This is a genomic window from Kitasatospora sp. NPDC098652 (assembly GCF_044760155.1).
Taxonomy (GTDB): Bacteria; Actinomycetota; Actinomycetes; order Streptomycetales; family Streptomycetaceae; genus Kitasatospora.
Genome location: NZ_JBIWAQ010000002.1, coordinates 44,052 through 68,815 on the forward strand (window position 1 = coordinate 44,052; position 24,764 = coordinate 68,815).

Sequence of the window (24,764 nt, forward strand, 5' to 3'; positions counted from 1 at the left end):
TCCTCGATCGTTACCCGCCTGTCGGCGGATTCGATTCTGTAAGGTGGAGACTAGTTTCCGCGATACAGAATTTCAACGGTTTGTTGACGAGGTCGCCGGGACTCTACTCCTCCCCGACAGCGAAGGGAACGCCGGTGGTTGCGACCCCCGACACAGCATCGACGACAGGCGCCGACCGCGCGAGCGGCGGCGTGCAGTCCGTCGAGCGCGCCTTCCAACTCCTGGAGGCGCTGGCCGACTCGAGTGGCGTGGCCACCCTCAGCGAGCTCTCCACCAGCTCCGGCCTCCCGATGCCGACCATCCACCGACTGGTTCGTACCCTCGTCCAGCAGGGCTATGTCCGCCAGGACACCGCCCGGCGCTACACCCTCGGCCCCCGGCTGATCCGGCTCGGCGAGACGGCCGGCCGACTGCTCGGCAGCTGGGCCCGCCCGTACCTGGCCGAGCTCATGGAGGCCACCGGCGAGACCGCCAACCTGGCGGTGCTGGAGGGCGGCGAGGTGGTGTACGTCGGACAGGTGCAGTCGCGGCGCTCCATGCGGATGTTCACCGAGGTCGGCCGACGGGTGCAGCCGCACTGCACCGGCGTCGGCAAGGCGCTGCTCGCCCAGCTCCCCGAGGACGAGGCGCGTGCGGTCCTGGGCCCCAACCCGCTGCCCGCGCACACCGAGTACACCCTCACCGACCCGCAGGCGCTGATGGACCAGCTCGCCGAGGCGCGCGAGCGCGGGTACGTGGTCGACGACCAGGAGCAGGAGATCGGCGTCCGCTGCATCGCCCTCGCCGTCCCGGGCGCCCCCACGCCCACCGCGCTCTCGGTGTCCGGCCCGGAGGCTCGAATCCGAGCACTGGAGGAACAGGCGGGGGCGTCCGCACTGGTACCGGTGATGCACCAGATCGCGGCCCGGCTCGGGCAGGTCCTGGCACCCTGACGACCAGTCAACAGCCGTCCTCGACAAGAGCGATCGGGCCGATGACGGCGCCCCGCCGTTCGAGTGGCGGTGGGCGAGTTGTGGCGCCGCCGCGTCGGCGGCTCGGACACCCTGGGGCGGACGCGGCCCGCGACGGCGCGGGCCGCCGGAGCACGGGAACAGGGTGAACGGCGTGGCACAGCACGGAGTACGGGGCGGCGCGGGGCGCAGGGGGTTCGGCCGGATCGGCCTGATCGGCCGAGCCGGATGGGTCGGCCGGGTCGGATGGGGCGCGGCGGTGACGGCGGGCTGCGCGGCAGCCGCACTGGCCGCCGGCCCGTCCTGGGCGGTGCGGCACCCGGTGCCACGCCCGGACCTGGGGGTCGTCGCGCCGGGTGCGGCCGAGGCGTCCACACTGCCGGCCGTGGTGGCCAAGCCGTCCGCATCGCACCTGGAGGTGGTCCGGATCGACCCGGACCCGGCGTCGCCCGGCGGCACCACCACCATTCACGCCTTCGTCGCCAACGCGGGCCCGGACACCACCGCGTCCCCGTTCACGGTGACGGTCACCCTCCCGGACGGGGTGAGCGCGGACCCCCCGTTCTACCCCACGGACTGCAAGGTCGTCGCACGCGGCAGGCAGGTGCGCTGCGTCTTCGGCTCCGGGTTGAAGGAGGGGCGCAGCGCGACCGCCCTCGTCCCGGTCCTGCTCTCCCCCGATCTGCCGCTCGGGGTCCTGGTGGGCGGCTCGGTCGAGGTGCGCAGCGCGGACGACCCGGGCGGCATCCGCCACCGGGAGCCGTTCGACATCCGGGTCGTCGAGACGACCGAGGGCTGACGGCCGGATCGCCCCACCGGTCACCGGCCGCCGGTGAGCGGCTGCCGGATCCCGGTGACGGGTGGGGCGGGCTCGTGGTTACCGGTGGACGTGGTCACCGGTACAGGTGGTCACCGGTGGACGTGGTCACCGGTACAAGTGGTTACCGGTAGACGCGGTCACCGGTAGACGCGGACGTAGTCGGCGGCCATGGTGATCGGGGCGTTCCCCTGCGGCGCCGGGTGGTACTTGCCGGCGCTCACCGAGAGGTTGAGGATCAGGTACGCCGAGAAGTTGGCCCCGACGCCCTTGCCGTCCGAGAACACCTTGACGCCGTTGACGTACCAGTCGACCGAGTTGGCGCCGTAGTAGGTGCCGATGGTCACCCACTGGTCGGCGGCGACGGCGCTCGCATCGGTGTAGTAGTCGGGGTTGCCGGGGTTGACGTGGTTGGTCAGCTCCAGCAGGTTCGGGTTGTCGGGGTGGTACTCGAAGGAGTCGATCTCCCCGTTGCCGTTCTTCCAGGTCCACAGGGCGGGCCAGGCGCCGGTGCCGGCGGGCAGCTTGACCCGGGTCTCGGCGTAGTCGCCGGTCTTGACCTGGAAGCCCTCGGCGGAGCCCTCGGTGGTCAGGAAGCCGGTGTTCCAGGACTGCTTGCCGTTCTCCAGGGTGGGGCCGCCCGGGGTGGCGGTGAACGTGGCGACGCCGTTCCCGACGGTGACGTTGTTCTTGTTCAGCCAGTCGAGCTTGTTGTCGTCCGGGTTGTGGTTCCCGTACTTGTACGAGGTGCTCTTGTCACCGACCCAGCGCTGGCCCCAGTTGATCGGGCCGTTGAACTCGTCGGACCAGGTCAGCGACTTGCCCGCGATCGGGGAGGACGGCGCCGGGGTCGTCGGGGTGGCCGTGGCGGTCGGGGTGCTGGTCGGGGCCGGGGCCGGGGTCTGGGTCGGGGTCGCGGTGGGGGTCGCCGTGGGGGTCGCGGTCGGCTTCGCCGTGGGGGTCGCGGTGGGGGTCGCGGTGGGGGTCGCCGTCGGGGAGGGGGCCGGCGTGGGCGTACCCGTGGCCGAGACCACCAGCTGCTGCGAGGGCAGGTTGTGCCACGCGCCGCCGAGGTCCTGCCAGAAGCCGAACTGGGTGTACGTCCCGGCGGCCAGGGTGCGGGCGGCGCTGGTGTAGTTGAATCCGCCGGGGCAGATCTGCACGTTGCTCGCGTTGCCCGGGAAGTCCAGGTTGGTGCCGCGCGCGTCACGGACGCCGACGCCGACGGTCCTGGCGGTGAAGCAGGACGAGGAGTGCAGGGCCAGCGAGGCGGTGCCGGCCTTGCCGGCGACCATGGTGGCGGGGGCGAGCCGGTCCTGGGTGACGGTCGGGCCGGTGGCGGCCTGGGCGCCGGAGACGGACGGCAGGCCGAGCAGGCCGGCACCGGTGATGGCGAGCGCCCCGGTCGTGGCGAGGGCGGCGTTGCGGCCACGGTGGGACGGACGGGCGTGGCGGGGCGCGCGACGGCGCCGGGCAGGCTGGTGCATGGGGATCCTCTGCGACGCCTGCGAGGTGAGCTGTCGGATTCGGGCTGCAGTTGCCCGGCCGCCTGTGGAGCGGCTTCACCCCTAGCCGCGACCCGCACGCTGGTGCGTACGGGCCGGGCGCTGACCTTGGTTCCCCCGCTCCCGTCCGCTGTGGTGCTCGGGTACTCGCCGGCGGGTGGACGGGACTCGGCGTCCCGGCGGCGGGGTCCGCGACGGCGGACGACGACTGCAGGCTAGGCAGGCCGTCCGTGGACGGACAACCTGATCAAGCCGGTTGTCGCACAGCTCACAGTGGTGTCGATCAACGACGCTGCGTGGTGGCCGAGTTGATCACCGGAGTCGACGCCGCCCGGTTCCCCCGTCCGGCCCGCCCGCACTGCCGGCCGCACTGCCCGCCGCACACGGTGCGCGGTACGACGGTGCCGGACCGTACCGTGACCGCCGAACCGTGACATCCGTGGCGTGGAGCCGCCCGTATCCGCCCGGTCGGATAAATTGGAGCCCTGGGATTTTCCACGGTGCACAAGAGCACCGACCAGAGCCGTACGACCCGTCCCCCGTTCCGGAGAAGAGGTTCCGCCCCACCATGACCGCGCCCGCGCCCCTGCCCGCCTTCGCCGGCCGCACCTACGTCTTCCGGGCCGACAACGGCGCGGCCTTCCGCAACTCCTACTCGGCCGACGGCACCCGGCTGCGCTGGGAGGGCCTCGGTGAGTCGGCGGGCCAGTGGGAGGACGTGCGGCTGCACGTCGCCGAGGTCGCACCGGAGATCTACTTCGTCAGCTGGACGGAACAGAGCGGGATCACCGTCAGCCACGTGATGGACCTCAACGCGCTGACCGTACGGGCCTTCTGGACCTTCGAGGGCGAGGGCGGCCGGGTCGGCCAGTTGCACACCGGGACGCTGGAGCGGGTCGCCTGACCGGCGCCGGAACGGACCGACCCCCCGGGAGCCGCGGCTTCCGGGGGGTCGGTGTGTTCCGTGTGTGTTCTGCCCTGTTCCGTGTGTTCTGCGTGTCCTGTGCGTTCCGCGGGCGGCGCCGTCAGACGGTCTGGCCCGGGTGGCCCGGCTGGTTCGGGACCTTGAGGTGCTGGGACAGCCACTCCAGCGAGGACGGCAGCAGGGCGCTCCAGGTCTCGAAGTTGTGGCCGCCGTTCTCGAGCATGCTGTAGGAGACCTTCATCGGGCTCTTCGCGGCGTCGATGAACGCCTCGGTGTCCTGCTTGTAGTTGCCGTCGCCCTTCTTGGTGCCGGCCAGCAGCACGGAGACGTTCGGCTGCGGCAGGTTCTTCAACCGCCACATCAGGTCGGCCTCGTTGCGGCGCTGCTTGCTGCCGCCGAAGAGGTCGCCGGTGGTCGGGTCGTCGGCCGCCTCGTAGTACCCGGAGAGGGACACGGCGGTCGGGAAGACGTCCGGGTGGCGCATGGCCAGCTTGAGCGCGCAGTAGCCGCCGGTGGAGTTGCCCATGAAGGCCCAGGCCTGCGGGTCGGTCGAGACCCGGTAGCTGGCCTGGATCGCCGACGGGACGTCCTTGGTGAAGTACGTGTCGGACTGGGCGCCGCCGGGGATGTCCTCGCACTCGGTGTCCTGCGGCAGCGCGGGCGAGGGGCGCATCAGGACCATGACGGTCGGCTGCATCCGGCCCTCCTGCAGCAGCTTGAGCGCGGCGCCCGGGTAGTTGAAGCGGGTGATCAGGTTCTCGGCGATTCCTGGGAAGCCGGTGCTGACGATCACGGCCGGGAACTGCTTCTGCGCGTACTCGGGCTGGAAGTACTGGGGCGGAAGGTAGACGTAGCCCTCGGTCGACAGCCGGCTTTCCTTGCCGTCGATCCGGACCTTGCGGATCTCGCCGGACTGGCTGGGCTCCCGGCCCATGGCGCCGCCGCCCTTGACCGAGGCCTGGCCTATGGTCTCGACCAGCAGTCGGCCGGAGGCGTCCGCCTTGTTGTGGATGACCACCGGGCCGGTGCTGCCCGTGCCCATCAGGTCGTCCCAACTGCTGTAGAAGGCGAAGTAGTTGTTCGCCACCAGCCCGAGCGCGGCGAGCACCGCCAGCTGGGTGGCGAGCAGCGCGCCGATCCGGCCGAGCACCGCCTGCCAGCTCTTCCGGGCGAGTCTGGGCCAGAGCCAGACCGTGCCGACCATCATCACGACCGCCATCAGCACGGCCAGTGCCAGCACCTTGTGGCTCGTCAGACCCATGTTCCAGTTGCTCCCACGCCTCGAACTCCCACCCCTCCGTTCAGGGACATCCGAGGAGGTCACCCCGGTTCCCCCACCGGGGCGCGAGCACCAACCCTAGCGGGAGCTGTGAGGAAGCTGATCGGGGGCTGTGGGCAGGCCGCGAACAGATGACAGAGTTCAACTTTCAGATAACAGATAACAGATTTCGAAAGTTGTTCGCTGTCATCTGTTCGCTGTTCGCTGTCACCTGTTCGCGGCCGTCTGTTCGCTTTCGCCCGCTCGCCGCCGGCCCGCTACTCCCCCGCCGGCTGAGCCCACAGCCGCAGCCCCACCGTGAGTTCGCGCATGCAGCGGGCACCGAGGTCCTGCGGGGAGCCGGGGCCGGTGACAGCCGCGTCGGAGCCCGCCCACTGCTCCAGGGCCACCCGGATCGCCGCCGTGGCCGCGGCCGCGGCCAGCCGGACCTCCAGCGGATCGACGCCGTCCGGACAGCGGGCGGCCAGCACGCCCCGCAGCCGCTCCTCCGACCCGGCATGGACCCGCTGCCAGGTGCCGTCCAGCCGCGGGTCGCGCAGCAGGTCGCGGGTCCAGTGCATCGCCTCGACGGCCGCGTCGTCGGCCGGGGTGAGCGACTCGACGGCCGAGCGCTCCAACGCCTCGCGCAGCGGTACGTCCGCCGGGCTCTCGGCCAGCAGGTCCATCCAGCGCTGCCCGCCGGCCGCCAGCAGCGGGGCGACGGCGTCCTCCTTGACGGAGAAGTAGCGGTAGAAGGTGCGCAGCGAGATGCCCGCGGCGGCGGCGATCTCCTCGGCGGTGGTCGCCTCGGCGCCCTGCTCGGCGAAGAGCGCGGCGGCGGTACGGGCGATCTCCAGCCGGGTGGCGTCACGGCGGCGCTGGGTCAGGGTCGGGCGTCCGGTCACAGGGCTCAGCGTACGCAAGCGATCAAGGTCACGACACATCGCGCCCGAGTGGCACATCAAGCCCTGTTGGCACAACGTGCCACATGGACGTACCGTGTCTCTTGAGGTCGAGAGACCACGAACGAAGGAGGACCACCATGGAGCGCTTCAGCGGACGGAACGTCCTGATCACCGGCGGCGGCTCTGGCATCGGCCAGGCGACCGTGCACCGGATCCTCGCCGAGGGCGGGAAGGTCGTCGCCGTCGACGTCAACGAGGACGGCCTGAAGAAGACCCTGGACCGCGCGGCCGCCGAGGGCACCGCCGACCGCCTGACGATCCAGGTCCTGGACATCTCGGACGAGGCCGCCGTGGTGGCGGGCGTCGCCGAGGCCGTCGCGGGCCTGGGCGGTCTGGACGTCCTGGTGAACGCCGCCGGCATCCTCCGCTCCTCGCACACCCACCAGACCACCCTGGAGTTCTGGAACAAGCTCCTCGCGGTGAACCTGACCGGCACCTTCCTGATGACCCGCGAGGCGCTCCCCGCGCTGCTCGCCACCGGTAAGGGCGTGGTGGTCAACTTCAGCTCCACCTCCGCGAGCTTCGCCCACCCCTACATGGCCGCCTACGCCGCGACCAAGGGCGGCATCCAGTCCTTCACCCACGCGATCGCCTCGGAGTACTCGAAGCAGGGCCTGCGCGCGGTCTGCGTCGCTCCGGGCAGCATCGACAGCGGCATGACCAACAATCCGGGCCTGCCCGCCGACGCCGATTTCGGCCTGCTGGCCAAGCTCTCCCCCGCCCTCGGCCACGGCTTCGCGGGCCCGGACACGGTGGCCGGCGTGATCGCCATGCTGGCCTCCGACGACGGCGCCTTCGTCACCGGCACCGAGCTCCGGATCGACGGCGGCACCCACATGTGAGCCCCCGGTCCGGTCACCGGCGGGGCCCGTGCCCTCCCCCATCGGGCACGGGCCCTGTCGGCGTCCTCCTTCTCAGGCTTCTCAGGCTCCTCAGGCTTCCGGTCGCAGTCAGCTGGTAGCGGTCAGCCGGTAGCCCGGGCGTGCCGACCGTTCGAGGCCACGCCCTGCCGGGCGTCGCGGTGGGCGGCCAGGGCGTTGCCGACCGCCGCGAGCGCGGCCCCGAGCAGCAGGAACGCCACCGCCAGCAGGAAGCACGCCCCCGCGATCCGGCGGTAGCCGCCGTGCCGGGCGGGGTCGAGGAACGGGTACGGGTACCAGCCGACCGCGTGGCCGCGGAGCAGCGCGTACGCCAGGTAGACCAGTGGGAACCCCAGCCAGCCGAGCACCGTCCGGGCCCGGACGGGCCGGGCGGGCGGGTCGACCAGCCAGTCGGCGAGCACGAGCAGCGGCATCACGCGGTGGACCACGTCGTCCACCCAAGGGATCACCAGCGGCGCCGGGTACGTCGCCAGCAGCGTGCCGTACGCCAACCCGGTGACCACCAGGTAGAGCACCACCGCGCCGCGCACCGTGTCCGGTACGGGCCGGCGGCCGGTCAGCCCGGCCCAGCCGCCGTAGCCGAGGACGGCCGCTCCGGCAAGGTTGGCGAGGTTGGTGAAGTAGCTGAGGAAGTTCACCACCCCGGAGCCGTCCGTCGCCGCGTGGTAGCCGGAGAAGCAGAGCGCGACGACCAGGAAGGCCGCGACGGCGAGCCGGGCGGGGGCGAGCCACGAGTTCATCGTCGGGAACCGCCTCTCTGGGGCGTGGTCCGGACAGGGGCTCTTCGGATTCAAACCCCGGCGGGCGGACTCGGCCACATGAGGGAGCGTTCCAGGACCGGTTCAGGAGCCGTTCAGAGGAGGCCTCAGGGGCTGCGCCAGTCGGTGGCCAGGGCCGCCGCCGGGTTGGCGACCAGCAGCAGCTCGCACAGCTCGGGCCCGAAGGTGCGGGCCAGTCGCGGGGCGAGGTCGGTGAGCAGCCGGGTGGGGCCGCCGACCTCGCGGGCCGTCCGGGTGGTGGTGTCGGCGCCGAGCAGCAGCCGTTCGGCGTGGCCCGCCTCGACCAGGTCGGCGATCACCTCGAAGGCCTGGAGGTCGGCGGGGTGGCCGATCCGTGCGGGACTGTCCAGGGCGAGGAACGCCCCCTCGGCGGCGAGGCTGCGGTGCAGCGACCGGTCGGTGAAGCGGGTGAGGTGGCCGAGGATGATCCGGTCGGGGTCGACGCCGTGCCGCCCGTGCAGCCGGTGCAGGACGCCGTGCGGGTCGCCCTCGGGTTCGAGGTGGACGGCGATCGGGGCACCGGTGGCGTGGTACGCCTCGGCCGCGGCGGCCATCGTCCGGCGGGTGTGCCCGGTCAGCGGGCCGGCGTCGTCGGCGATCTTGATCAGACCGGCCCGGACTCCCTCGCGAGCGCCGGGGAGCCCGGTGCTGAGCTCGGTGACGAAGTGCTCGGCGAGGTCGGCCGACGCGGCGGGGCCTCCGGTCGTGCCGGGGGTACCGGCGGGGAACCGGTCCTCGGGGTAGTGGACCGCCTGGTGCGCGCCGGTGGCGGCGACCACGTGGACGCCGGTCGCGCGGGACAGCGCGGCGAGGTCGCCCGCACCACGCCCCATGCCCCGCGGGGTCCACTGGACGAAGGAGTGGCCGCCGGCTGCGGCGTACTCGCGCAGCACCGCCTCGGCGGCGACCGGGTCGTCGAGCTCCTGGCCGGGGAGCAGGGGGCTGCGGATGAAGAGGTGGTCGTGGGAGTCGGTGACGCCCAGGTCGCCGGGGGCGAGGTCGCCCAGGACGGTCCGTACGGTGCGGGTGGCGGTCATGCCGCGTCCTCTGCCAGGGTGTCGGTCACAGGAGCGTCGGCCGTCGGGGCGGCGGTCGGCGGGGCTGCGGGCGTTGGGGCTGCGGACTCCGCGAAGGTGGCGGTGGCCACCCGGAGGCCGGCGAGGGCCTTGGGGACGCCGACGTACGGGGCCAGGTGGACGATCACCTCGGTGATCTCCTGGCGGCTCATCCCGATCCGCAGGCTGTTGCGCACGTGGTCGGCGAGCTGCGGCTCGACCCCGCCGACGGCGGTGAGCGCGGCCAGGTTGGCGATCTGGCGGTCGCGCAGGGCGAGGCCGGGGCGCTGGTAGGTACCACCGAAGAGGCTGGTGACGATCCAGTCGGCGAAGCCGGGGGCGAGCGCGTCCAGACCGCTGAGGGTGCCGGCGGCGGCCGGGCCGGCGAGCTCGGCGAGCAGGGCGTAGCCGGCTTCTCGGTCGAGCGGCGCCGGTGTGAGGTCGACGGGGACGAGGCCTGTCGGGACGGCGTCGGTCGGGGTGGCATCGGTCGGGACGGCGTCGGTCGGGACGGCGTCGGTCGGGGTGGCATCGGCCCGGGTGAAGGGCCGGGTCGCGGCGTTGGCCGGGGCGGTGGCGGTGGCGGGGTTCGTGGCGGGCATCACGGTGAGGGGGCCTTTCACCAGTGGCGGCCGACCGGCAGCCGGTCGAGTTCGGGACGGGACAGGTGCAGCACCCGGAAGCGGGTGCCGGGCGCGTCCTCCGGGGCGGGGCCGGACCAGAGGGCGAGGCTGAGCAGTTCCCAGCGGCTCGGGTCCACGGCGACGGCGGCGGTGTGCAGGGCGGGGTGCGACGGGTGCGCAGGGAGCTCGGCGAGGGCCCGCTCGACGGCCTCGGCCGGGTCGGCGGTCTCCGGGAGCCGGACGACCGTGCGCGTGGCGGTGCTCGGAGCCTCCGTCCGGGCGCCCTCGGCCAGGCCCGCGCCGAGCCAGTGGCGGACGACCGGGCGGCCGAAGTCTGCGCTCAGACCGCGGAAGCCCGGGCCCCACAGGAACCGGTTCATGCCTTCGGCCGTGCGCCAGAGGTAGAACGGCGCGTACTGGTTGACCGGCGAGCCGTCCTGGCCGCGTTCGCGGACCAGGTACGCCTTGAGGCCGAGGCCGGGGTGGGCGTCCAGCAGGTGGCCCTTGTCGGCCACGCGTCGACGGATGACGGCCATGTCGTAGTCGGCGGGGAGGGTGATCTCGTACTGCATGGCATGCACGGCGGGCTCCCTGGGTCGGGGGCGAGTGGCGGCCGTCGAGTCGCAGCGTCGGCTGGCTGGCTCGGCAGACGGGCTCGGTGGACAGACGGGCTCGGCAGACGGGCTCGGTGGACGGTCTCGGCCGGTGAACGGAAGGGGCGGGTCGCCGCCCGTCAGGCCCGGCGGTGGGTGGCCAACAGGCCGAGGGCGCCGCGGACGGCCTGTTCGAAGGGGACGGCACTGTCCGCGGCGCGGGCCAGGACGTAGCCGCCCTGGACGACGGCGACCACGGCCGCGGCGGTGTCCGCCGGGTCGAGGCCGGCGGCGAACTCGCCGTGCGCCTGGCCCTCGGCGATCAGCTCGGCGATCCGGCCGCGCAGCCAGTCGAAGGTCTCCTCGACCGGGGCGCGCAGCTGCGGGTCCGCGACCACGTCAGGGTCCTGGGCCATCCGGCCGATCCGGCAGCCGCGCAGCACCTCGCGGTCGCGGTGCAGGTAGGCGGCGATCCGGTCGTACGCGGTACCGGGGGCGGCGAGGTCGGCCTCGGCGATGCTCCGCATCTGCTCGGCGCTGCGGCGCAGGGCGGCGGCGGCGAGGCCGGGCTTGCCGTCGAAGTGGTGGTACATGCTGCCCTGGCCGACGCCGGAGCGCTGCTGGATGGCCTTCGGACTGGTGCCGACGTAGCCGCGCTCCCAGAGGAGGGCCTGGGTGCTCTCGATGAGGCGGTCCTGGGTGGTCATGGGTCCACTGTACATACCAGTAGGTACAGAGGGAAGAGACTTCTTGGACACCGAGAGCGGGAACGGGGGCGAAGCGAGCCGAGGGCGGTGGGGTCGATGGGCGCCGGCCGGCGGAGGGAGACGGAAAGACCGAGGGCCGTGCGCCGCCCCCCGGCGGCCACGGCCCCTCGACCGTTCGTCATCCCCCGCACCGGCCACGGGCATTCGGCCCGACCAGGTGGCGCGCGTCACGTTACGCACGGTGTCGGGCGTCACGCCGCACAGGGAGTGCGCGGCGCCCCGCGCGGGCGGGCGCTCAGGGCAGTTCGCGCCGGATCACCGGTGCCACCTCGGCCGCGAACAGCTCCAGTTGCTCCCGCTGGACATCCTCGGTCAGCGCGTCGACCCCGATACCGACCACCTCGTTGCCGAAGGCCTCGTGGTAGCGGTGGATCTTCTCGATCACCTGCTGCGGGCTGCCGACCAGGGCCGAACCCTCCTCCAGCGCGTCCTCCAGTGAACGGAACGGCGAGTTGTTGTGCTTGCCCGCTGCCGAGTTGACCATGGCGTCCCAGTACGGCCGGAAGCCCTCCACCGCGTCCTGCGAGCGCCTGGCGACGTACAGTCCGCCGAAGCCCGCGCCCACCCGGGCCTCCTTCGGGTCGCGGCCGTAGCGCTCCCAGCGCTCGCGGTAGTCCTCCACCAGGGCGCGGTACTTGGCCAACGGGTGGAAGGAGTTGGCGGAGAACAGCGGATCGCCGTAGCGGGCGGCGAGGTCGGTCGAGCGGGTGCTGGTCGCGCTGCCGTGCCAGACCGGGATCGGGTCCTGGAGCGGACGCGGCGAGACGGTCGCCTCCGTGAGCGGCGGACGGGTCGAGCCCCGCCACGTCACCTTCTCCTCCCGCCAGAGCCGGTGCAGCAGGCCGTAGTTCTCGGCGAGCGCCTCCCACTGGCGCTCCTCGGGGAGGCCGAACAGCCCGAAGTGACGCGGGTCGTTGCCCTTGCCGATGATCAACTCGATCCGGCCCCCGGAGAGTTGGTCGAGCATCGCGTAGTCCTCCGCGACCCGGACCGGGTCCAGGATGCTCAGCACCGTCACCGTGGTGAACAGCCGGATGGTGCTGGTGCGGGCGGCGATCGCGCTCAGCAGCACGGGCGGCGCCGGGGAGAGGAACGGTTCGCCGTGCCGCTCCCCCACCCCGTAGCCGTCGTAACCGAGTTGCTCGGCGAGGACGGCCTGGTCGACCACGTTCCACAGCTTCTGCTGCGGGGTGCGGTGGATGCCGGTGACGGGATCGGGGGTGTTGGCGACGAGGGACGAGACGGTGAACCGCACGGCGGTCTCCTTGGGGCGCTCGGTGGTCGGACGACGGAACGGCGCTGGGCCGTACAGGGCGCTGCGGGTGCGGGGCGCGCGGGGCACCGGACCGACGCGGGGTACGGGACCGATGCGGGGAGCCCGTGACGACGCGGCATGGTGCGGCGCGCGTGGCACCGGCGGAGGCGCGGGTACGGAGGCAGGGGCACGGCCGCGCGGCGCTGCGCTCGGACGGGCAGCACCGGGGGTGGACCGGGGCGGGCCTGGCGGCCCGCGGGCGGCGTCAGCGCACGGTGCTGCGGCGGTGGCGGCGACAACAGCGGGGCACGACGGTCACGGTGGCCTCGACCGCTACGGTCCGGACTGCCATCACGCTCCCCCTCCGCCTCGTCCGCACGCGGCCGAAGCCGGCCCCGCGCTGCCCCACCTGGTCCTCCGCGAGGATAAGCAGCAGAGGAAGGCGGGGCAAGACACTCCCGGGGACTTGATCGGGCGGTGCCGACTGGCAAGATGTCCGGCATGAGCTACCTCGCCGCGGATGACCGCTATGCCTCGATGACCTACCGGACGGCCGGCCGCAGCGGAGTTCAGCTGCCCGCCGTCTCACTGGGGCTCTGGCACAACTTCGGTGACGCCCAGCCGCTGGACGTGCAGCGGGCCGTGCTGCGCCGGGCCTTCGACCGGGGCGTCACCCACTTCGACCTGGCGAACAACTACGGACCGCCGTACGGCAGTGCGGAGCGCAACTTCGGCTACCTGTTCGCGCAGGACTTCCGGCCGTACCGCGACGAACTGTTCATCGCCACCAAGGCCGGCTGGGACATGTGGCCCGGCCCGTACGGAAACGGCGGCAGCCGCAAGTACCTGCTGGCCAGCCTGGACCAGTCGCTGGGCCGGATGGGGCTGGACTACGTCGACGTCTTCTACTCGCACCGCTACGACCCGGACACCCCGATCGAGGAGACGATGGGGGCGCTGGACAGCGCGGTGCGCTCGGGCAAGGCCCTGTACGCGGCGATCTCCAACTACCCGGCGGAGCAGCACCGGGAGGCGGTGGCGATCCTGCGCGAACTCGGGACGCCGGTGCTGCTGAACCAGTCGGCCTACTCGATCCTCAACCGGAACGTGGAGGAGGGTGGTGTGCTGGAGGCGGTGGGCGACACCCGGACCAGCCTGATCGCCTATTCGCCCCTTGCCCAGGGACTGCTGACGGATCGCTACCTGTCGGGCCGGGTCCCGGCCGGCTCGCGCATGTCGGTGGGGAAGTTCCTGAAGGAGGAGGTGCTGACCGAGTCGAAGCTGGACCAGCTGCGGGCACTGAACAAGGTCGCCGAGGAGCGCGGGCAGACCCTGGCCCAGCTCGCCCTGTGCTGGGTGCTGCGGGACCCGCGGGTGGTCTCGGTGATCATCGGTGCGAGCAGCGTGGCCCAGCTCGACCAGAACCTCGACGCACTGGCCGGCGGGCCGCTGACGGAGGAGCAGCTGGCGGAGATCGACCGGCTGAGCGCGTGACGGGGAACGGGTCAGGGGTCACAGGCCAAGCCACGTGACGGTGACGGGCGACAGATGACGGATAACAGCTGACAGATTTCGAAATCTGTCAGCTGTTATCTGTTCGTCGACATCTGTCATCCGCCACCTGCCGGCGGTCAGCGCCGGATGCCGATGCCCAAGGCCGGGAGAACCGTTTCTGCTACCCGGTGGGCCTCCTCGAGCAGCGGGTTCCCGGAGAGGATGAAGGTGTCGACGCCCAGCGCCTCGAACTCCTTCAACCGCTCGACCACCTGAGCCGTCGAGCCGACCACCGCCGTCCCCGGACCGGGCCGGAACAGACTCATGCCCGGCCAGAGATTGGGGTAGGCCTCCAGCTCCCGGGCACACGCCGGAACCTTTCCGCCGTGCTGGCGGAACTGGCGCTGCCAGCCCACGCCGTCCTCCCCCTCGGCCGATCCCAGCTGCCGGGCGTACGTCGCCTCGCTCGTCACATCCAGCAGCCGGTCGGCGGCGGCCCAGGCCTCCTCCTCGGTGTCCCGAACGATCAGGTGCAGCCGCAGCCCGATCCGCACGCTCCGTCCGTGCGCGGCGGCGCGCTCGCGGACCAGGTCGAGCTTCTCCTTGAGCAGGTGCGGCGGCTCACCCCAGGTCAGGTAGACGTCCACGTGCCGGGCGGCCATCTCGATACCGGCCGGCGAACTGCCGCCGAACCAGAGCGGGACGCCACCGGGCTGCACCGGGGTGAGCTCGCGCAGGCTCGCACCGGCGTTCCTCAACCGGTAGAACTCACCCTCATGGTCGAAGACTTCGCCGGCCGTGAGGCGCTTGACGATCGACCAGTACTCGGCGCTGAGACGGTAGCGGTCGTCGTGTTCGACGTCCAGGCCGTACTCGCGCAGCTGCGCGGTGGAGCCGTTGACCACGTTGAAGCGCAGCCGCCCGCCGTGCAGGTGGTCGGAGCTGAGCGCCATCTTGGCGAGCAGGGTGGGCGAGACCAGACCGAGATGTACGGCCAGCAGCGGTTTGAAGGCCGGTCCGGTGGCCGCGGCGAGCGCGCTGCCGAGGGCCCAGACGTCGTACAGGTCGGTGGCGAGCAGTGCGCCGGTGTAGCCCAAGCGCTCGACACTGCCTGCGAGTTGCTGCAGGTACCGCAGGTCCACCGGGCGTCGGCCGGAGGGCTCCCAGGGGTAGTGCCCTTCGCACGGGATGATGTACCAGAGGACTTCGGAGGCCACGGCTCAGCTGTCCTTCCCGAGTGCGGCGGCCACCGGGGCCTCCAGAGCGGACAGTTGCGCGTCGGCGACGGTCAGCGCGCGGTCGATGAAGCCGACCCGGTGGAAGATGTCCGCCGCCTCCTGCTGCTCGGCCACGAACGCGTCGGTGGCCGGCTCCAGTTGCCAGGGCAGCGCGACGAGCGCGGCACGCCAGTCAGCGGCCGTTCCGCCCAGCTCCCGGGCCGCGATCGCGGCCGCCTCGGCCGGGTGGGCGGCCACCCAGGCGTCCGCCCGGCGCAGCGCGGTGGCGATCGCGGCGACCACCTCGGGGCGGTCGGTGGCGAAGTCCCCGCGGGCGAAGAAGACCGAGCGGTCGGTGATGACGTCCCCGGTACGGATCAGCTCGCGGAACTCCCCACCGCGACGGGCCGCGGCGAGCTCGGCACCCTGGGCGATCCAGCCTGCGATCTCGCCCTCGCGCAGCCTCCGGGCCTGATCGTCCCCCGCCACCGGCCGCGCCGGGGTGACGTCCTCGCCGTACGAAAGCCCATGCGCGTCAAGCGTCTTGGCGAGCAGGTGGGTCTGCCAGGAGCCGACGCCGAGCACGACGGTGCCGCCCTTGAGGTCGGCGACCGTACGCACCGGGCCGACGTCCAGGACGAGCAAGGCGCCGTGGTCTGGGCGGGGCGCGGAGACCACCGCATACACCAGGTCGTGGCCGGCACGTCGACCAGCTCGGCGTCCTCCAGCCCGAAACCCGCGAGCGCCAGGGCGCCCCGGAAGCCGGCCAGGGCCATGGCCCGCCAGAAGTCGATGCCGATCCCATGATGTGGCACCGCCAGCCTCAGCCCGCTCAGCTGCCCGGGCTCGTCGATGCCGCTCCCGGCCCGGACCAGGACGACCTGCCGCTCCTCGATCCAGGTCAGCCCGATCAGTCTGGTCGCCTCCCCACGCGAACGGGCCCACAGCGCGGGGACGTTGCCGCCCTCGCGGAAGAGCCCGGTGAGCGCGTGGGTGTAGTGGTGGTCGGCAGCCACCTCCGGCGGGGCGTCCTGGAGCGAGCGGACGGCGATCCCGTCGGCGGCGAACTCCCGCGCCAGCCACCCCTGATCGGCGGCGATGCCGGTCGCGGTGGGCACCGGGCAGCGGGTGAACCAGAGGGTTTCGGGAACGGCGGAGGAACTCGGCGAACGACTGGGCACGGGGCGTGGTCCTCTTCGGGGGTCCGACGACGGTCGGAGACATCGGAGTTCGGGTGCGCCACTGCCGCGCGACAGGGCGCGCAGCAGCGAGCGGAAAGCAGAGCGCAGAGCGCGCACCGCACGGCGCACGAAGGCGCAGGAGCAGGCGCAGGAGCAGGAGCAGGGGAAACGAGGAGCGTCAGCGACAACAGCAACAGGAGGGAACACACCGGTCGGACGTCACGGCGCTGCTCCTTCCGGTTCCGGCGCACGGGAATCCACGCGTCGCGGCACACGGGTGCAACGAGCGCGGGCGAGGTAGGACGGCGATGATGACGGCGATGGCCATGGCGATCATGCGCCGCCCGTACCGAGGAGCGGGCGGCGCGATGCGAGGAGCGTTCCACGCCGGCCGATCCGGAAGCAAGCCTTTGCCACATGGTGGGACCAGTTGTTCATCAACGCTAGTCCATTGCAATGTCGTTGACACATCTCCGCAGCACTCGCTGCCCTACGCTGAGACTCCCTCCGGCGCACCGCCCGGAGTCACGAACCGAACGCGAGGTGCCATGGCCGAGGCCGCCACCGCCGTCCAGAGCCCCCCGGCCGGCGCCCAGGCCGTCCAGCGCGCGCTCGGGCTGCTGCACTGCTTCCACGACAACGGCCCCGACCTCAGCGCCTCGGACCTGGCCCGCCGGATGGACCTCTCGGTCTCCACGGCGCACCGGCTCGCCCGCACGCTGGTCAGCGCCGGGTTCCTGGAGCAGGACGATCAGACGGCCCGCTACCGGCTGGGCCCGGCGGTCGCCGAACTCGGCCAACTCACTTTCCACCAGCGCGGACTGCACCTGGCGGGCCCCGAACTGGAGCTGCTCTCCCGGCGCACCGGAACGACCGCCGACCTGGCGATCCGCAGCGGCCCGCACGCCGTCATCCTGGTCGGCGGCTCGGTCCGGCCGGACACCGGGCTCGGCCTGCGCCGACCGCTGCATTCCACCGCGCTCGGCAAGGTCCTGCTCGCCTGGCCGCGCGCGGGTGAGGCTGCGGTGTCCGCGCTCGGCCCGCTACCCTCCTTCACCGACCGTACGATCACCGAACCGGCGCTCCTGGAAGAGGAGTTGGCGCGGGTACGGGCGGCTGGTCACGCCCTCAACGACGGCGAGTCCGCCGCCGGGGTGCGGACGCTCGCGGTTCCCGTACTGGACGCCGCCGGACAGGCCCGGTTCGCGCTCGCGGTCCGCTCGACCCCGGCGCACCTCACCGACGACCGGCTGGACCGGTTCCTGGCCCATGCCCGGACCTGCGCCGAAGCCCTCTCCGTCCTCCTCCTGCCACCCGACCAACGGGCCTGACCGGCAGACGCACCCACTCGACTCGCACCGCCCACGCCGCGCCAACACACCGCAGCGGGCCGCCCGTTCAGCAAAGGAACGGACGGCCCGCTGCGACACAGGGAGGCCTCGCGCCGAGGGCCGTGGGCCGTGGGCCGTGGGCCAACGGTCATGAGTGGGCCAACGGTCATGAGTCGGACACGGTCGGCCAACGGCCGAACAGGGCTGAGCGGCAGCTCAGTTGACCGGCGTGTACTTGTACCCGACCCGGCGCACCGTCACGATCGAGTCCCGGTAGGCGGGGCCGAGCTTGCGGCGCAGCCGGGCGACGTGCACGTCCACCGTGCGACCGTCCCCGACGTGGCCGTAGCCCCAGACCGCCGAGACCAGGTGGTCCCGGGTGTGCACCCGCTGCGGGTGCTCGGTGAGGTGGGCCAGCAGCTCGAACTCCAGGTAGGTGAGGTCGAGCAGCCGCCCGTCGACGTAGGCGTTGCGCCGCTCGGCGTCGACGGCGATGCCGCGTCCGGCGGGCCGGACCGGACGGACGGCGGCCGGTGCTGCGCTCGTCCCCGCGGTGCCCGTCCCCGAACCGCCCGTCCCGACACCGCCCGGCAGCGTGCCCGTAGCGGCGTGCCCGGCCAGGCCGACCGGCCCGGCCGCCGGGCTCTCGGCCGGCACCAGCACCAGGTAGCCGACCATCGGGTGACCGCCGGGCGCGCCGGTCTGCGCGCCGTACTGGGCGAGCAGTCCCTGCGGCAGCACGCCCTGCGGCAGGGTGGCGACGACGGCCGCCCCCTCCGGCAGCGCGGCGAGCAGCGACGCGGGCGCCGGCGGTGCGACAGCCCAGGACTGGGTGCCGCCGACGACCGGGGCACCGGCCGCACCGGCACCCGCGCCGCCCCCTGGACGGACCGGCCCGACCACGGGCGAGACCGACGGGAGGGAGGGGACGACAGAAGGGACGACAGAAGGGACGACGGAAGGGATGACGGAGGGAACGGCGGAGACGGGAGGGAGGGAGGTCGGAGGAACGGAGCGGACCGCGCGCAGGTGCGGGGTCGCGGTGGGCAGGGGCAGGGTGGCCGTGGAGGAGGAAGACATGGTGTGCCGCTCATTTCGCGCGTGACGGACGGGGTGGAGTCGTCTGCGCGTCGACCGGGCGTACTGCCGGAGCTGGACCGGGGGACCGGGTTCAGCGGGCGGAGGGCCGGGACGCGCTGGGCGAGCCCGGACACGTCTGATCGAACAGGTGTGGCTGCCGGGACGGCCAGAACGGTTCGAGGGAGTTGCTGGGGCGAACGGTGTTCACTGGTGGTCTCTCCGCGGGACGGGGCGGGGCGGGGCCGGATCGGTCGGCCGCGGGCGCTCCTGACGTGCGTTCCGCTACGGCCTGGTCGACGGGGTCGGTGGTGCGTCGGGCGGCGGCCGGGTGCAGGCCTGGGGTGCCGGGGACGTACCGGAGTGAAGGAAGCCGGTCAGCGACAACAGGCGCTGCAGATCAGCGCGTGGTCGATGTAGCGGCGGACGGTGAGCACCGGCATGACGGGGCCGGGCACGGCGGTGATGCGTCGCTTGCCGACGGTCATCCCTGCTGCCCTCCCCCTTCGTCCTGCCTCGTCGCGCTCCACGCGCTTGCGCTTCATCGCGCTACCTTGCGCTTCGTTGCGCCTCACCGCGCTTCGTTGCGGTTCATCGCGCTTCGTTGCCCGCGCGGCGACACACCCCTGGTCCGGTGCGCGCCGGAACGGCTTTCGTCCACAGAGCCTTCCACGCCCAAGCCTTTCTAGGCAACCTTCCGCACACCGTTCGTCCGACATGTGGACCACCGAATGAGACGTCGGGTGCACGAAGCGCCCCTGACCAGGGCCGATCCCACGGAGCCTCAGGTCCGGGCCGTGGCCCGCCGACGGAGCTCGGCGGCGTGCTCGACCAGCGCCACGAGCAGTTCCTTGCCGTCCTCCCGCAACCGGGCGTCGCACAGCACCACCGGGATGCCCGGATCGAGGTCCAGCGCGTCCCGGACCTCCTCCGGGGCGAACCGCTCGGTGCCGTCGAAGCAGTTGACCGCGACCAGGAACGGGATGCCGCGCTGCTCGAAGAAGTCGACGGAGGGGAAGCAGTCGGCCAGCCGTCGGGTGTCCGCGAGCACCACGGCGCCGAGCGCGCCGCGCGCCAACTCGTCCCAGACGAACCAGAACCGGTCCTGCCCGGGGGTCCCGAACAGGTAGAGCGCGAGGCCGGGCCGCAGGTCGATCCGGCCGAAGTCCATCGCCACCGTGGTGGTCCGCTTGGCCTCCACCCCCGAGGTGTCGTCCAGCGGGCGGCCCAGCTCGCTGAGCTCCTCCTCGGTGCGCAGCGGCCGGATCTCGCTGACCGCCCCGACCAGGGTGGTCTTGCCCGCGCCGAACCCGCCCGCCACCAGGATCTTCACCGCGGCGGCCGGACCGCCGCGCCAGCGCGGGTCGTTGGCGCTCCCGGCGGGCATCGGAGCGGTGCTCGGCGGGGTGGGGTCAGAGCGCACGGAGTCCATTGATCACGTCTCGCAGCAGGCGCTCGTCCGGCAGCTCGGCGAGCGGAACGGGTCGGGTGACGCTGATCAGGTCGGCGTCGTAGAGGTCGCCGAGCAGGACGCGCACGACGCTGACCGGCAGGTCGGTGTAGGAGCCGAGCTCGGCGACGGACAGCGGCTCGTGGCGGCACCAGGCCAGCAGGGTCTGGTGCTCCGGATCGAGGACGTGCGCGGGCACGGCCCCCACCTCCGGCCCGGGCTCCTTGGCGGTGACCAGCGAGATCAGGTCGAACAGCCCCTCCTCGACCGGCCGGGTGCGGCCCCTGGTCATCGAGTAGAGCCGCACCACCGGTCCGGCCTCGTCGTCGAACCACCGGTCGTCGACCGGGGTGCGCGGCCGGAACAGGTCGACCTCGGGTCCGCCCGGGGTGTCCTGCTCCGGCCCCGCACCGTCGGAGACCGAGCCGTCGGAGGCCGAGCCGTCGGAGACCGAGCCGTCGGGGCCCGCGCCGTCCGTGGCCGAGCCGTCGCGGGCCGAGCCCGGGGCCGAGCCGTCGGGTCGGGCACCGTCCGGGGCCGCACCCGCCGGCTCCGCGCCCTCCGGGGTCACCGAGCCGTCCGCCATCGGATCCGCCATCGGACCGCTCAGCCCCTCGGCGCGGCGGTTTCGGTGCGCGGCTCGGCGGCCATGTGCTCGCCGACCCGCTTGACCAGCAGGGCCATCTCGTAGGCGATCTGGCCGATGTCCGCCTCGGCCTCGCTCAGCACGGCCAGGCAGCTGCCGTCGCCCGCGGCCGTTATGAACAGGAAGGCCTCGTCCAGTTCCACCATCGTCTGCCGGACCCCGCCGACCTTGAAGTGCCCGCCGGCCCCCTTGGCCAGGCTGTGGAACCCGGCCGCGACCGCGGCGAGGTGCTCGGCGTCCTCGCGGTCGAGATCGCGCGAGGCGCCGGTGGCCAGCCCGTCGCTGGAGAGGATCACCGCGTGCCGCAGGGCCGCGACCCGGCCCACCAGGTCGTCCAGGAGCCAGTTGAGGTCCCCGGACGGCTGCGTCGAAGTGGTCATGAATCAGTTCCTTCCGCTGGAGCGGGTGGTGCGGGCACTGCGAGGGCTGCGGATCCTGCGGATCCTGAGGGTGCAGCGGGTCCTGCGGGTACTGCGGGTACTGCGGCCGTAGCGGGCACTGCCGGTGCTACGGGTCCTGCCGGTGTGGCGGGTCCTGCCGGTGGTACGGGCACTGAGGGTGTCACTGGTGGTACGGCCGGGACGGCCGCAGGGTTCCGCCGCACCGGCTGGCCCGGCGGGATCCGGCGGGCGAGCGGCGCCCGGGCGGCGTCCCCGGGCGCGGGTGCGGGCAGCGCCGCCGGGGCGGGCGCGGGGCTGATCGCCCGCCGGGAGGTGTCCGGCGGCTGCCAGCGCGGCACGGCGACGGGCCGGGCGCCCGACGCGGCCGTACGGTCCCCTGGGGCGGTACGGTCCGCCGGGGCCGTACGGTCCGCCTGGGCAGTGGTGCCCCGGCCACGGGTGAAGCCGCGCTGGAACGAGGCGAAGGTGGCCCTGGCCTCCTCGGGCGAGCGTTCCCGGACCTCCGCGGCCCGGCCGGCCTCCCGTACGTCGGCGGCCTCCGACGGCACTCCTCCGGCCCGGCCCGCGGCCCCGGTCTCCCCGCGGAGGCGGTCCTTCGCCAGTTCCTTGAGCTGCGGCGCGAGGTTCGCCTGCCGGACCCGGCGGGGCAGCCCGCCCGGCGTCCGGGGCGCGGCGTCGGCCGGAGCGGCGGCGACGGGGGCCGCACCTCCGGTCACGGCATCCTCGGGCACGGCGTCGACCGGAGCGGCGTCCACCGGCGCTGCATGCACCGGCACTGCGTCCACCGCGGCGACCGCGGCCTGCGCCGCGTCCCGCCGGTGCCGTCCCGTCCCCGTCCCCGTCCCGCTCTCGACGTCCGACGACGGCGCGGGCACCAGCACCGGACCGCCCTTGGTCCGTGCCGCCCGGCGCGGCAGCCCGTTGGCCGTACGCCCGGCCTCGGGCACGGACGGCCGCGGTCCACCGGTCACCCGGTGCCGCCCGCCCGTTCCCCCGGCAGACGCCGGACTCGCGAACCGGCCCGTGGACGGATCCGTAGCCGTAGCGGCGGCCGCATCGGGGGCCGCGGCAGCACCCCCGGACGGGGCCACGGACGGCTCCGCGGACGGGTCCGCCGCCCCACCGGAGGCCGGGTCGGGCACCGCGACCAGGTCACGCCGCCCGGGCGTGCGCCCGCCCGTACGCCCGGCCGCCCGGCCCACCGGCCGTCGTCCTCCGCCGGCGACACCGCCGGAGCCACCCCCGGCCGCAGGCGGCTCCGGCAACCCGTCGGGCGCCTCCGCCAGCAGTTCGCGCGGGATCAGCACCACTGCCGTCGTCCCCCCGTACGGGGACGGCCGCAGGTGGACCCGGATGCCGTGCCGCCGGGCGAGCCGGCTGACCACGAACAGCCCCAGCCGGTCGGTGTCGGCGAGGTCGAACTCCTGCTCCTCGGTGATGCGTTCGTTGATCTCGGCGAGCAGCTGTTCGCTCAGCCCGAGCCCGCGGTCGTCGATCTCCAGCGCGAAGCCGTGCGCCACCACCTCACCCTGAACCGTGACTTGGGTGGTCGGCGGGGAGAACACCGCGGCGTTCTCGACCAGTTCGGCGATCAGGTGGGTGACGTCGGCGACGGCGCTGCCGAGCAGGCCGGTGCCGGGGAACGGCCGGACGATCACCCGGGCGTAGTCCTCGACCTCACCGACCGCCGCGCGGACCACGTCCACCATCCGCACCGGCTTGCGCCAGGCGCGTCCGGGCGAGCCGCCGGCCAGGATGATCAGGCCCTCGGCGTGTCGGCGCATGCGGGTGGTGAGGTGGTCGACCTTGAAGAGGTCCTCCAGCTCCGCCGGGTCCTCGGTGCGGCGCTCCATGGTGTCGAGCAGGGTGAGCTGCCGGTGCAGCAGCACCTGGCTGCGCCGGGCCAGGTTGACGAACACCGCCGCGACGCCCCGGCGCAGTTCGGCCTGTTCGACGGCGGCCTCCACGGCGGCCCGCTGGACCGCGTTGATGGCCTGGCCGACCTGTCCGATCTCGGCCTGGCCGAAGCGCAGTTCGGGCGCCTCGACGGCGACGTCCACCGGCTCGCCGCGACGCAGCCGGAGCATGACGGACGGCAGTCGGGTGCTGGCGAGTTCATTGGCCGCGTTGCGCAGGTTGATCAGCTCGCGGGCCAGGCCGCGCCCGATCCGGAAGGAGATCATCACCGACAGCACGACGGCGACCAGGCCGATCGCACCGGCGATGCCGCCGCGCCACAGCGCCGCGATCGCGGCCGAGCGCCCGCGTTCGTCCATCCCGGCGGTGATCCGGGAGTTGATCGAGGAGAGGTCGCCGAGCGAGCGGTCGGCGGTCTCCCGCCAGTTGTCGCCGTTGAGCGCCTGGACCACCCGGTCGGGGCCGCCGGCGCCGACGAAGTCCGCCTCGGCCCGGGCCAGCGCACCCCAGGCCTCGCCGCCGCGCAGCGCGATGTAGTCGGCCTGGTCGGCGGGTTCCAGCTCGGCGATGTAGACGGTGAACAGGGCCTGCTGGTTGTGCAGGGCGTCCAGTGCGGCCTGGTACTGCTCGGCGGTGGGCCGGGCCGCGCCGGTGCGCAGGCCCTCCATCGCCGCGTCCTCCTGGGAGAGGTACTCGCGGGCGCGCACCAGCTCGATCAGGATGGTGCCCTGGCGCGGGAGTTGGCCGCTCTGCCGGGCGACGTACGCGGACCGGAAGCCGAACACCGGCCGGATCAGGTCGCTGTACTGTCCGAGGGCGAACTCCCAGTTGAGCGCCAGTCGGCCGACCTGGGCGCGGAGCGGGCCGAGCTGGTCGGCGGCGGCGATGATCTGCAGCAGGCGGGCCCGCTGGCCGGTGGAGAGCCGGTCGCCGGCGGTGTCCTTCTTCTGCCGCAGCACCGCGAGGCTGCGGTCGGTGGCCGCCCTGGCGTGCTCGAAGCCGTCCCGGGCGACCGGCGAGTTCGGGTCGGCCAGGTGCTGGACGGCGGCGCGGCGCTCGTTCTGCAGGTCGCCGGTGTACTGGTCCACCGCCGCCCCGTACTCCTTGTACGTACGGCTGATCGACAACTGGCTCCAGGCGTCCCCGGTGGCGGCGAGCGTCGCGTACGCCCACAGGGCGACGAGCGCGACGATGGGCACCAGGAGCAGCGCGATGATCTTCGCGCGGATCGAGCTGCTGCGCAAACGCATGGAGTCCTCGGTCGGGAAGTGCCAGGCGCGGACGGGGAGCGGTTCGGAGGGCTTCCGGGGTACTGGGGGTGACGGGCGGAGCTGCGGGCGGACCTGCGGGCGGAACTGGGGTTGGAACCGGCACTGGAACCGGGGAGGGAACCAGGGTCGGAACTGCGGGCGTGACCGCGAGGGGCCACGGGTGGGACGGCAAGCTGGACGGCGGGCGGGGCGGTACTCGGGGAGTCCTGGGCAGGGAGCTGCGGGGGCTCCCGGTCACAGGTCTGCGAGACTCTACTACGCCCTGACCACACGTTCGAGGGTCGAACCATTCCGCTCCTCCGCCTTGCCCCGGACACGTCAGGGGGCGGCCGCGATCCACCCCGCCCTACCCCGCCCCGAGCCGGACCCGACCCCTTCCCCGACCCGCCACCCAGCCCTCACCGAC

At 73.2% G+C, this 24,764-nt stretch carries 23 protein-coding genes, 1 pseudogene and 1 riboswitch; of the genes and pseudogenes, 6 read left to right on the forward strand and 18 right to left on the reverse strand.

The window, feature by feature from the left end:
- Positions 1 to 134: 134 nt before the first annotated feature.
- Together ACIQWA_RS04290 and ACIQWA_RS04295 are read left to right on the forward strand one after the other, a co-directional pair.
- Positions 135 to 932, forward strand: a complete 798-nt coding sequence (locus tag ACIQWA_RS04290; protein ID WP_360229683.1) for an IclR family transcriptional regulator — start codon at positions 135 to 137, stop codon at positions 930 to 932.
- A gap of 172 nt (positions 933 to 1,104) precedes the next feature.
- Entirely contained in the window at positions 1,105 to 1,749 is a 645-nt protein-coding gene (locus ACIQWA_RS04295; RefSeq protein WP_402477973.1) for a hypothetical protein, read from the forward strand.
- A gap of 158 nt (positions 1,750 to 1,907) precedes the next feature.
- Here the strand turns inward: ACIQWA_RS04295 and ACIQWA_RS04300 are convergent, their stop codons facing one another.
- Positions 1,908 to 3,254: a hypothetical protein gene (locus ACIQWA_RS04300; protein WP_402477975.1), complete on the reverse strand. Its 1,347-nt coding sequence runs from the start codon at positions 3,252 to 3,254 to the stop codon at positions 1,908 to 1,910.
- A gap of 2 nt (positions 3,255 to 3,256) precedes the next feature.
- A riboswitch (cyclic di-AMP (ydaO/yuaA leader) is annotated at positions 3,257 to 3,420 on the reverse strand.
- Between the two features lie 420 nt (positions 3,421 to 3,840).
- Between ACIQWA_RS04300 and ACIQWA_RS04305 the strand changes: the two genes are divergently transcribed.
- Positions 3,841 to 4,176 (forward strand): MoaF-related domain-containing protein, encoded by a 336-nt coding sequence (locus ACIQWA_RS04305; protein ID WP_360229689.1) that lies wholly within the window; start codon positions 3,841 to 3,843, stop codon positions 4,174 to 4,176.
- 121 nt (positions 4,177 to 4,297) lie between these two features.
- On the opposite strand, the gene ACIQWA_RS04310 is transcribed toward ACIQWA_RS04305, so the two are convergent.
- Positions 4,298 to 5,458 carry an alpha/beta hydrolase-fold protein gene (locus ACIQWA_RS04310; RefSeq protein ID WP_360229691.1) on the reverse strand — a complete coding sequence of 387 codons (1,161 nt, stop codon included), beginning with the start codon at positions 5,456 to 5,458 and terminating at the stop codon, positions 4,298 to 4,300.
- 275 nt (positions 5,459 to 5,733) lie between these two features.
- Complete coding sequence (locus ACIQWA_RS04315) at positions 5,734 to 6,360, reverse strand: TetR/AcrR family transcriptional regulator (RefSeq protein ID WP_402477978.1); 627 nt, start codon at positions 6,358 to 6,360, stop codon at positions 5,734 to 5,736.
- 137 nt (positions 6,361 to 6,497) lie between these two features.
- On the opposite strand from ACIQWA_RS04315, the gene ACIQWA_RS04320 reads away from it, so the two are divergent.
- A complete protein-coding gene (locus tag ACIQWA_RS04320; RefSeq protein WP_402477980.1) occupies positions 6,498 to 7,262 on the forward strand; it encodes an SDR family NAD(P)-dependent oxidoreductase in 765 nt (254 codons plus the stop codon).
- 122 nt (positions 7,263 to 7,384) lie between these two features.
- Here ACIQWA_RS04320 and ACIQWA_RS04325 read toward each other — a convergent pair whose 3' ends face one another.
- The 6 genes from ACIQWA_RS04325 to ACIQWA_RS04350 form a co-directional block, all read right to left on the reverse strand.
- Complete coding sequence (locus ACIQWA_RS04325; RefSeq protein ID WP_402477983.1) at positions 7,385 to 8,041, reverse strand: Pr6Pr family membrane protein; 657 nt, start codon at positions 8,039 to 8,041, stop codon at positions 7,385 to 7,387.
- A gap of 125 nt (positions 8,042 to 8,166) precedes the next feature.
- A complete protein-coding gene (locus tag ACIQWA_RS04330) occupies positions 8,167 to 9,117 on the reverse strand; it encodes a phosphotriesterase (protein WP_402477984.1) in 951 nt (316 codons plus the stop codon).
- The gene (locus tag ACIQWA_RS04335) at positions 9,114 to 9,737 is read right to left on the reverse strand and encodes a carboxymuconolactone decarboxylase family protein (RefSeq protein ID WP_402477987.1); all 624 of its coding nucleotides are present in this window, start codon (positions 9,735 to 9,737) and stop codon (positions 9,114 to 9,116) included. The genes ACIQWA_RS04330 and ACIQWA_RS04335 overlap by 4 nt, the downstream gene beginning before the upstream one ends.
- 17 nt (positions 9,738 to 9,754) lie before the next feature.
- Complete coding sequence (locus ACIQWA_RS04340) at positions 9,755 to 10,339, reverse strand: DUF4865 family protein (RefSeq protein WP_402477990.1); 585 nt, start codon at positions 10,337 to 10,339, stop codon at positions 9,755 to 9,757.
- 152 nt (positions 10,340 to 10,491) lie between these two features.
- Positions 10,492 to 11,058: a TetR/AcrR family transcriptional regulator gene (locus ACIQWA_RS04345; protein ID WP_402477992.1), complete on the reverse strand. Its 567-nt coding sequence runs from the start codon at positions 11,056 to 11,058 to the stop codon at positions 10,492 to 10,494.
- 295 nt (positions 11,059 to 11,353) lie between these two features.
- Positions 11,354 to 12,373 carry an LLM class flavin-dependent oxidoreductase gene (locus tag ACIQWA_RS04350; RefSeq protein WP_402477995.1) on the reverse strand — a complete coding sequence of 340 codons (1,020 nt, stop codon included), beginning with the start codon at positions 12,371 to 12,373 and terminating at the stop codon, positions 11,354 to 11,356.
- A 501-nt stretch (positions 12,374 to 12,874) separates the two neighbouring features.
- Here ACIQWA_RS04350 and ACIQWA_RS04355 point away from each other — a divergent pair.
- Positions 12,875 to 13,867 (forward strand): aldo/keto reductase, encoded by a 993-nt coding sequence (locus ACIQWA_RS04355; RefSeq protein ID WP_402477997.1) that lies wholly within the window; start codon positions 12,875 to 12,877, stop codon positions 13,865 to 13,867.
- 137 nt (positions 13,868 to 14,004) lie between these two features.
- Here ACIQWA_RS04355 and ACIQWA_RS04360 read toward each other — a convergent pair whose 3' ends face one another.
- The 3 genes and pseudogenes from ACIQWA_RS04360 to ACIQWA_RS04370 all read right to left on the reverse strand — a co-directional run.
- Positions 14,005 to 15,084: an LLM class flavin-dependent oxidoreductase gene (locus ACIQWA_RS04360; RefSeq protein WP_402477999.1), complete on the reverse strand. Its 1,080-nt coding sequence runs from the start codon at positions 15,082 to 15,084 to the stop codon at positions 14,005 to 14,007.
- A gap of 3 nt (positions 15,085 to 15,087) precedes the next feature.
- The gene (locus ACIQWA_RS04365; RefSeq protein ID WP_402478002.1) at positions 15,088 to 15,729 is read right to left on the reverse strand and encodes an ABC transporter substrate-binding protein; all 642 of its coding nucleotides are present in this window, start codon (positions 15,727 to 15,729) and stop codon (positions 15,088 to 15,090) included.
- Positions 15,730 to 15,755: 26 nt separating this feature from the next.
- Positions 15,756 to 16,265: pseudogene (locus tag ACIQWA_RS04370) on the reverse strand (ABC transporter substrate-binding protein); the annotation flags it as partial.
- 548 nt (positions 16,266 to 16,813) lie between these two features.
- Here ACIQWA_RS04370 and ACIQWA_RS04375 point away from each other — a divergent pair.
- Positions 16,814 to 17,596, forward strand: coding sequence for an IclR family transcriptional regulator (locus ACIQWA_RS04375; protein WP_360229722.1), 783 nt, complete (start codon positions 16,814 to 16,816; stop codon positions 17,594 to 17,596).
- 216 nt (positions 17,597 to 17,812) lie between these two features.
- Here ACIQWA_RS04375 and ACIQWA_RS04380 read toward each other — a convergent pair whose 3' ends face one another.
- The 6 genes from ACIQWA_RS04380 to ACIQWA_RS04405 form a co-directional block, all read right to left on the reverse strand.
- On the reverse strand, positions 17,813 to 18,676 hold the full coding sequence (locus ACIQWA_RS04380) for a winged helix-turn-helix domain-containing protein (protein WP_402478006.1): 864 nt from the start codon (positions 18,674 to 18,676) through the stop codon (positions 17,813 to 17,815).
- Between the two features lie 374 nt (positions 18,677 to 19,050).
- Positions 19,051 to 19,218, reverse strand: coding sequence for a hypothetical protein (locus ACIQWA_RS04385; RefSeq protein WP_360229726.1), 168 nt, complete (start codon positions 19,216 to 19,218; stop codon positions 19,051 to 19,053).
- Positions 19,219 to 19,457: 239 nt separating this feature from the next.
- Positions 19,458 to 20,060, reverse strand: coding sequence for a GTP-binding protein (locus ACIQWA_RS04390; RefSeq protein ID WP_402479645.1), 603 nt, complete (start codon positions 20,058 to 20,060; stop codon positions 19,458 to 19,460).
- Between the two features lie 25 nt (positions 20,061 to 20,085).
- Positions 20,086 to 20,490, reverse strand: a complete 405-nt coding sequence (locus ACIQWA_RS04395; protein WP_402479647.1) for a DUF742 domain-containing protein — start codon at positions 20,488 to 20,490, stop codon at positions 20,086 to 20,088.
- A gap of 239 nt (positions 20,491 to 20,729) precedes the next feature.
- Positions 20,730 to 21,149, reverse strand: a complete 420-nt coding sequence (locus ACIQWA_RS04400) for a roadblock/LC7 domain-containing protein (protein ID WP_030283024.1) — start codon at positions 21,147 to 21,149, stop codon at positions 20,730 to 20,732.
- A complete protein-coding gene (locus ACIQWA_RS04405) occupies positions 21,146 to 24,337 on the reverse strand; it encodes a nitrate- and nitrite sensing domain-containing protein (protein ID WP_402478010.1) in 3,192 nt (1,063 codons plus the stop codon). Before ACIQWA_RS04405 ends, ACIQWA_RS04400 begins: the two co-directional genes overlap by 4 nt.
- Between the last annotated feature and the right edge of the window lie 427 nt (positions 24,338 to 24,764).

What these genes read in the sequence shown, in the direction of transcription:
- ACIQWA_RS04300 (WP_402477975.1), bottom strand. Translation starts at nt 3,254, where the DNA reads ATGCACCAGCCTGCCCGGCGCCGTCGCGCGCCCCGCCACGCCCGTCCG.
- ACIQWA_RS04330 (WP_402477984.1), bottom strand. Translation starts at nt 9,117, where the DNA reads ATGACCGCCACCCGCACCGTACGGACCGTCCTGGGCGACCTCGCCCCC.
- ACIQWA_RS04310 (WP_360229691.1), bottom strand. Translation starts at nt 5,458, where the DNA reads ATGGGTCTGACGAGCCACAAGGTGCTGGCACTGGCCGTGCTGATGGCG.
- ACIQWA_RS04390 (WP_402479645.1), bottom strand. Translation starts at nt 20,060, where the DNA reads ATGCCCGCCGGGAGCGCCAACGACCCGCGCTGGCGCGGCGGTCCGGCC.
- ACIQWA_RS04400 (WP_030283024.1), bottom strand. Translation starts at nt 21,149, where the DNA reads ATGACCACTTCGACGCAGCCGTCCGGGGACCTCAACTGGCTCCTGGAC.
- ACIQWA_RS04325 (WP_402477983.1), bottom strand. Translation starts at nt 8,041, where the DNA reads ATGAACTCGTGGCTCGCCCCCGCCCGGCTCGCCGTCGCGGCCTTCCTG.
- ACIQWA_RS04380 (WP_402478006.1), bottom strand. Translation starts at nt 18,676, where the DNA reads ATGTCTTCCTCCTCCACGGCCACCCTGCCCCTGCCCACCGCGACCCCG.
- ACIQWA_RS04320 (WP_402477980.1), top strand. Translation starts at nt 6,498, where the DNA reads ATGGAGCGCTTCAGCGGACGGAACGTCCTGATCACCGGCGGCGGCTCT.
- ACIQWA_RS04355 (WP_402477997.1), top strand. Translation starts at nt 12,875, where the DNA reads ATGAGCTACCTCGCCGCGGATGACCGCTATGCCTCGATGACCTACCGG.
- ACIQWA_RS04305 (WP_360229689.1), top strand. Translation starts at nt 3,841, where the DNA reads ATGACCGCGCCCGCGCCCCTGCCCGCCTTCGCCGGCCGCACCTACGTC.
- ACIQWA_RS04405 (WP_402478010.1), bottom strand. Translation starts at nt 24,337, where the DNA reads ATGCGTTTGCGCAGCAGCTCGATCCGCGCGAAGATCATCGCGCTGCTC.
- ACIQWA_RS04335 (WP_402477987.1), bottom strand. Translation starts at nt 9,737, where the DNA reads ATGCCCGCCACGAACCCCGCCACCGCCACCGCCCCGGCCAACGCCGCG.
- ACIQWA_RS04345 (WP_402477992.1), bottom strand. Translation starts at nt 11,058, where the DNA reads ATGACCACCCAGGACCGCCTCATCGAGAGCACCCAGGCCCTCCTCTGG.
- ACIQWA_RS04375 (WP_360229722.1), top strand. Translation starts at nt 16,814, where the DNA reads ATGGCCGAGGCCGCCACCGCCGTCCAGAGCCCCCCGGCCGGCGCCCAG.
- ACIQWA_RS04385 (WP_360229726.1), bottom strand. Translation starts at nt 19,218, where the DNA reads ATGAAGCGCAAGCGCGTGGAGCGCGACGAGGCAGGACGAAGGGGGAGG.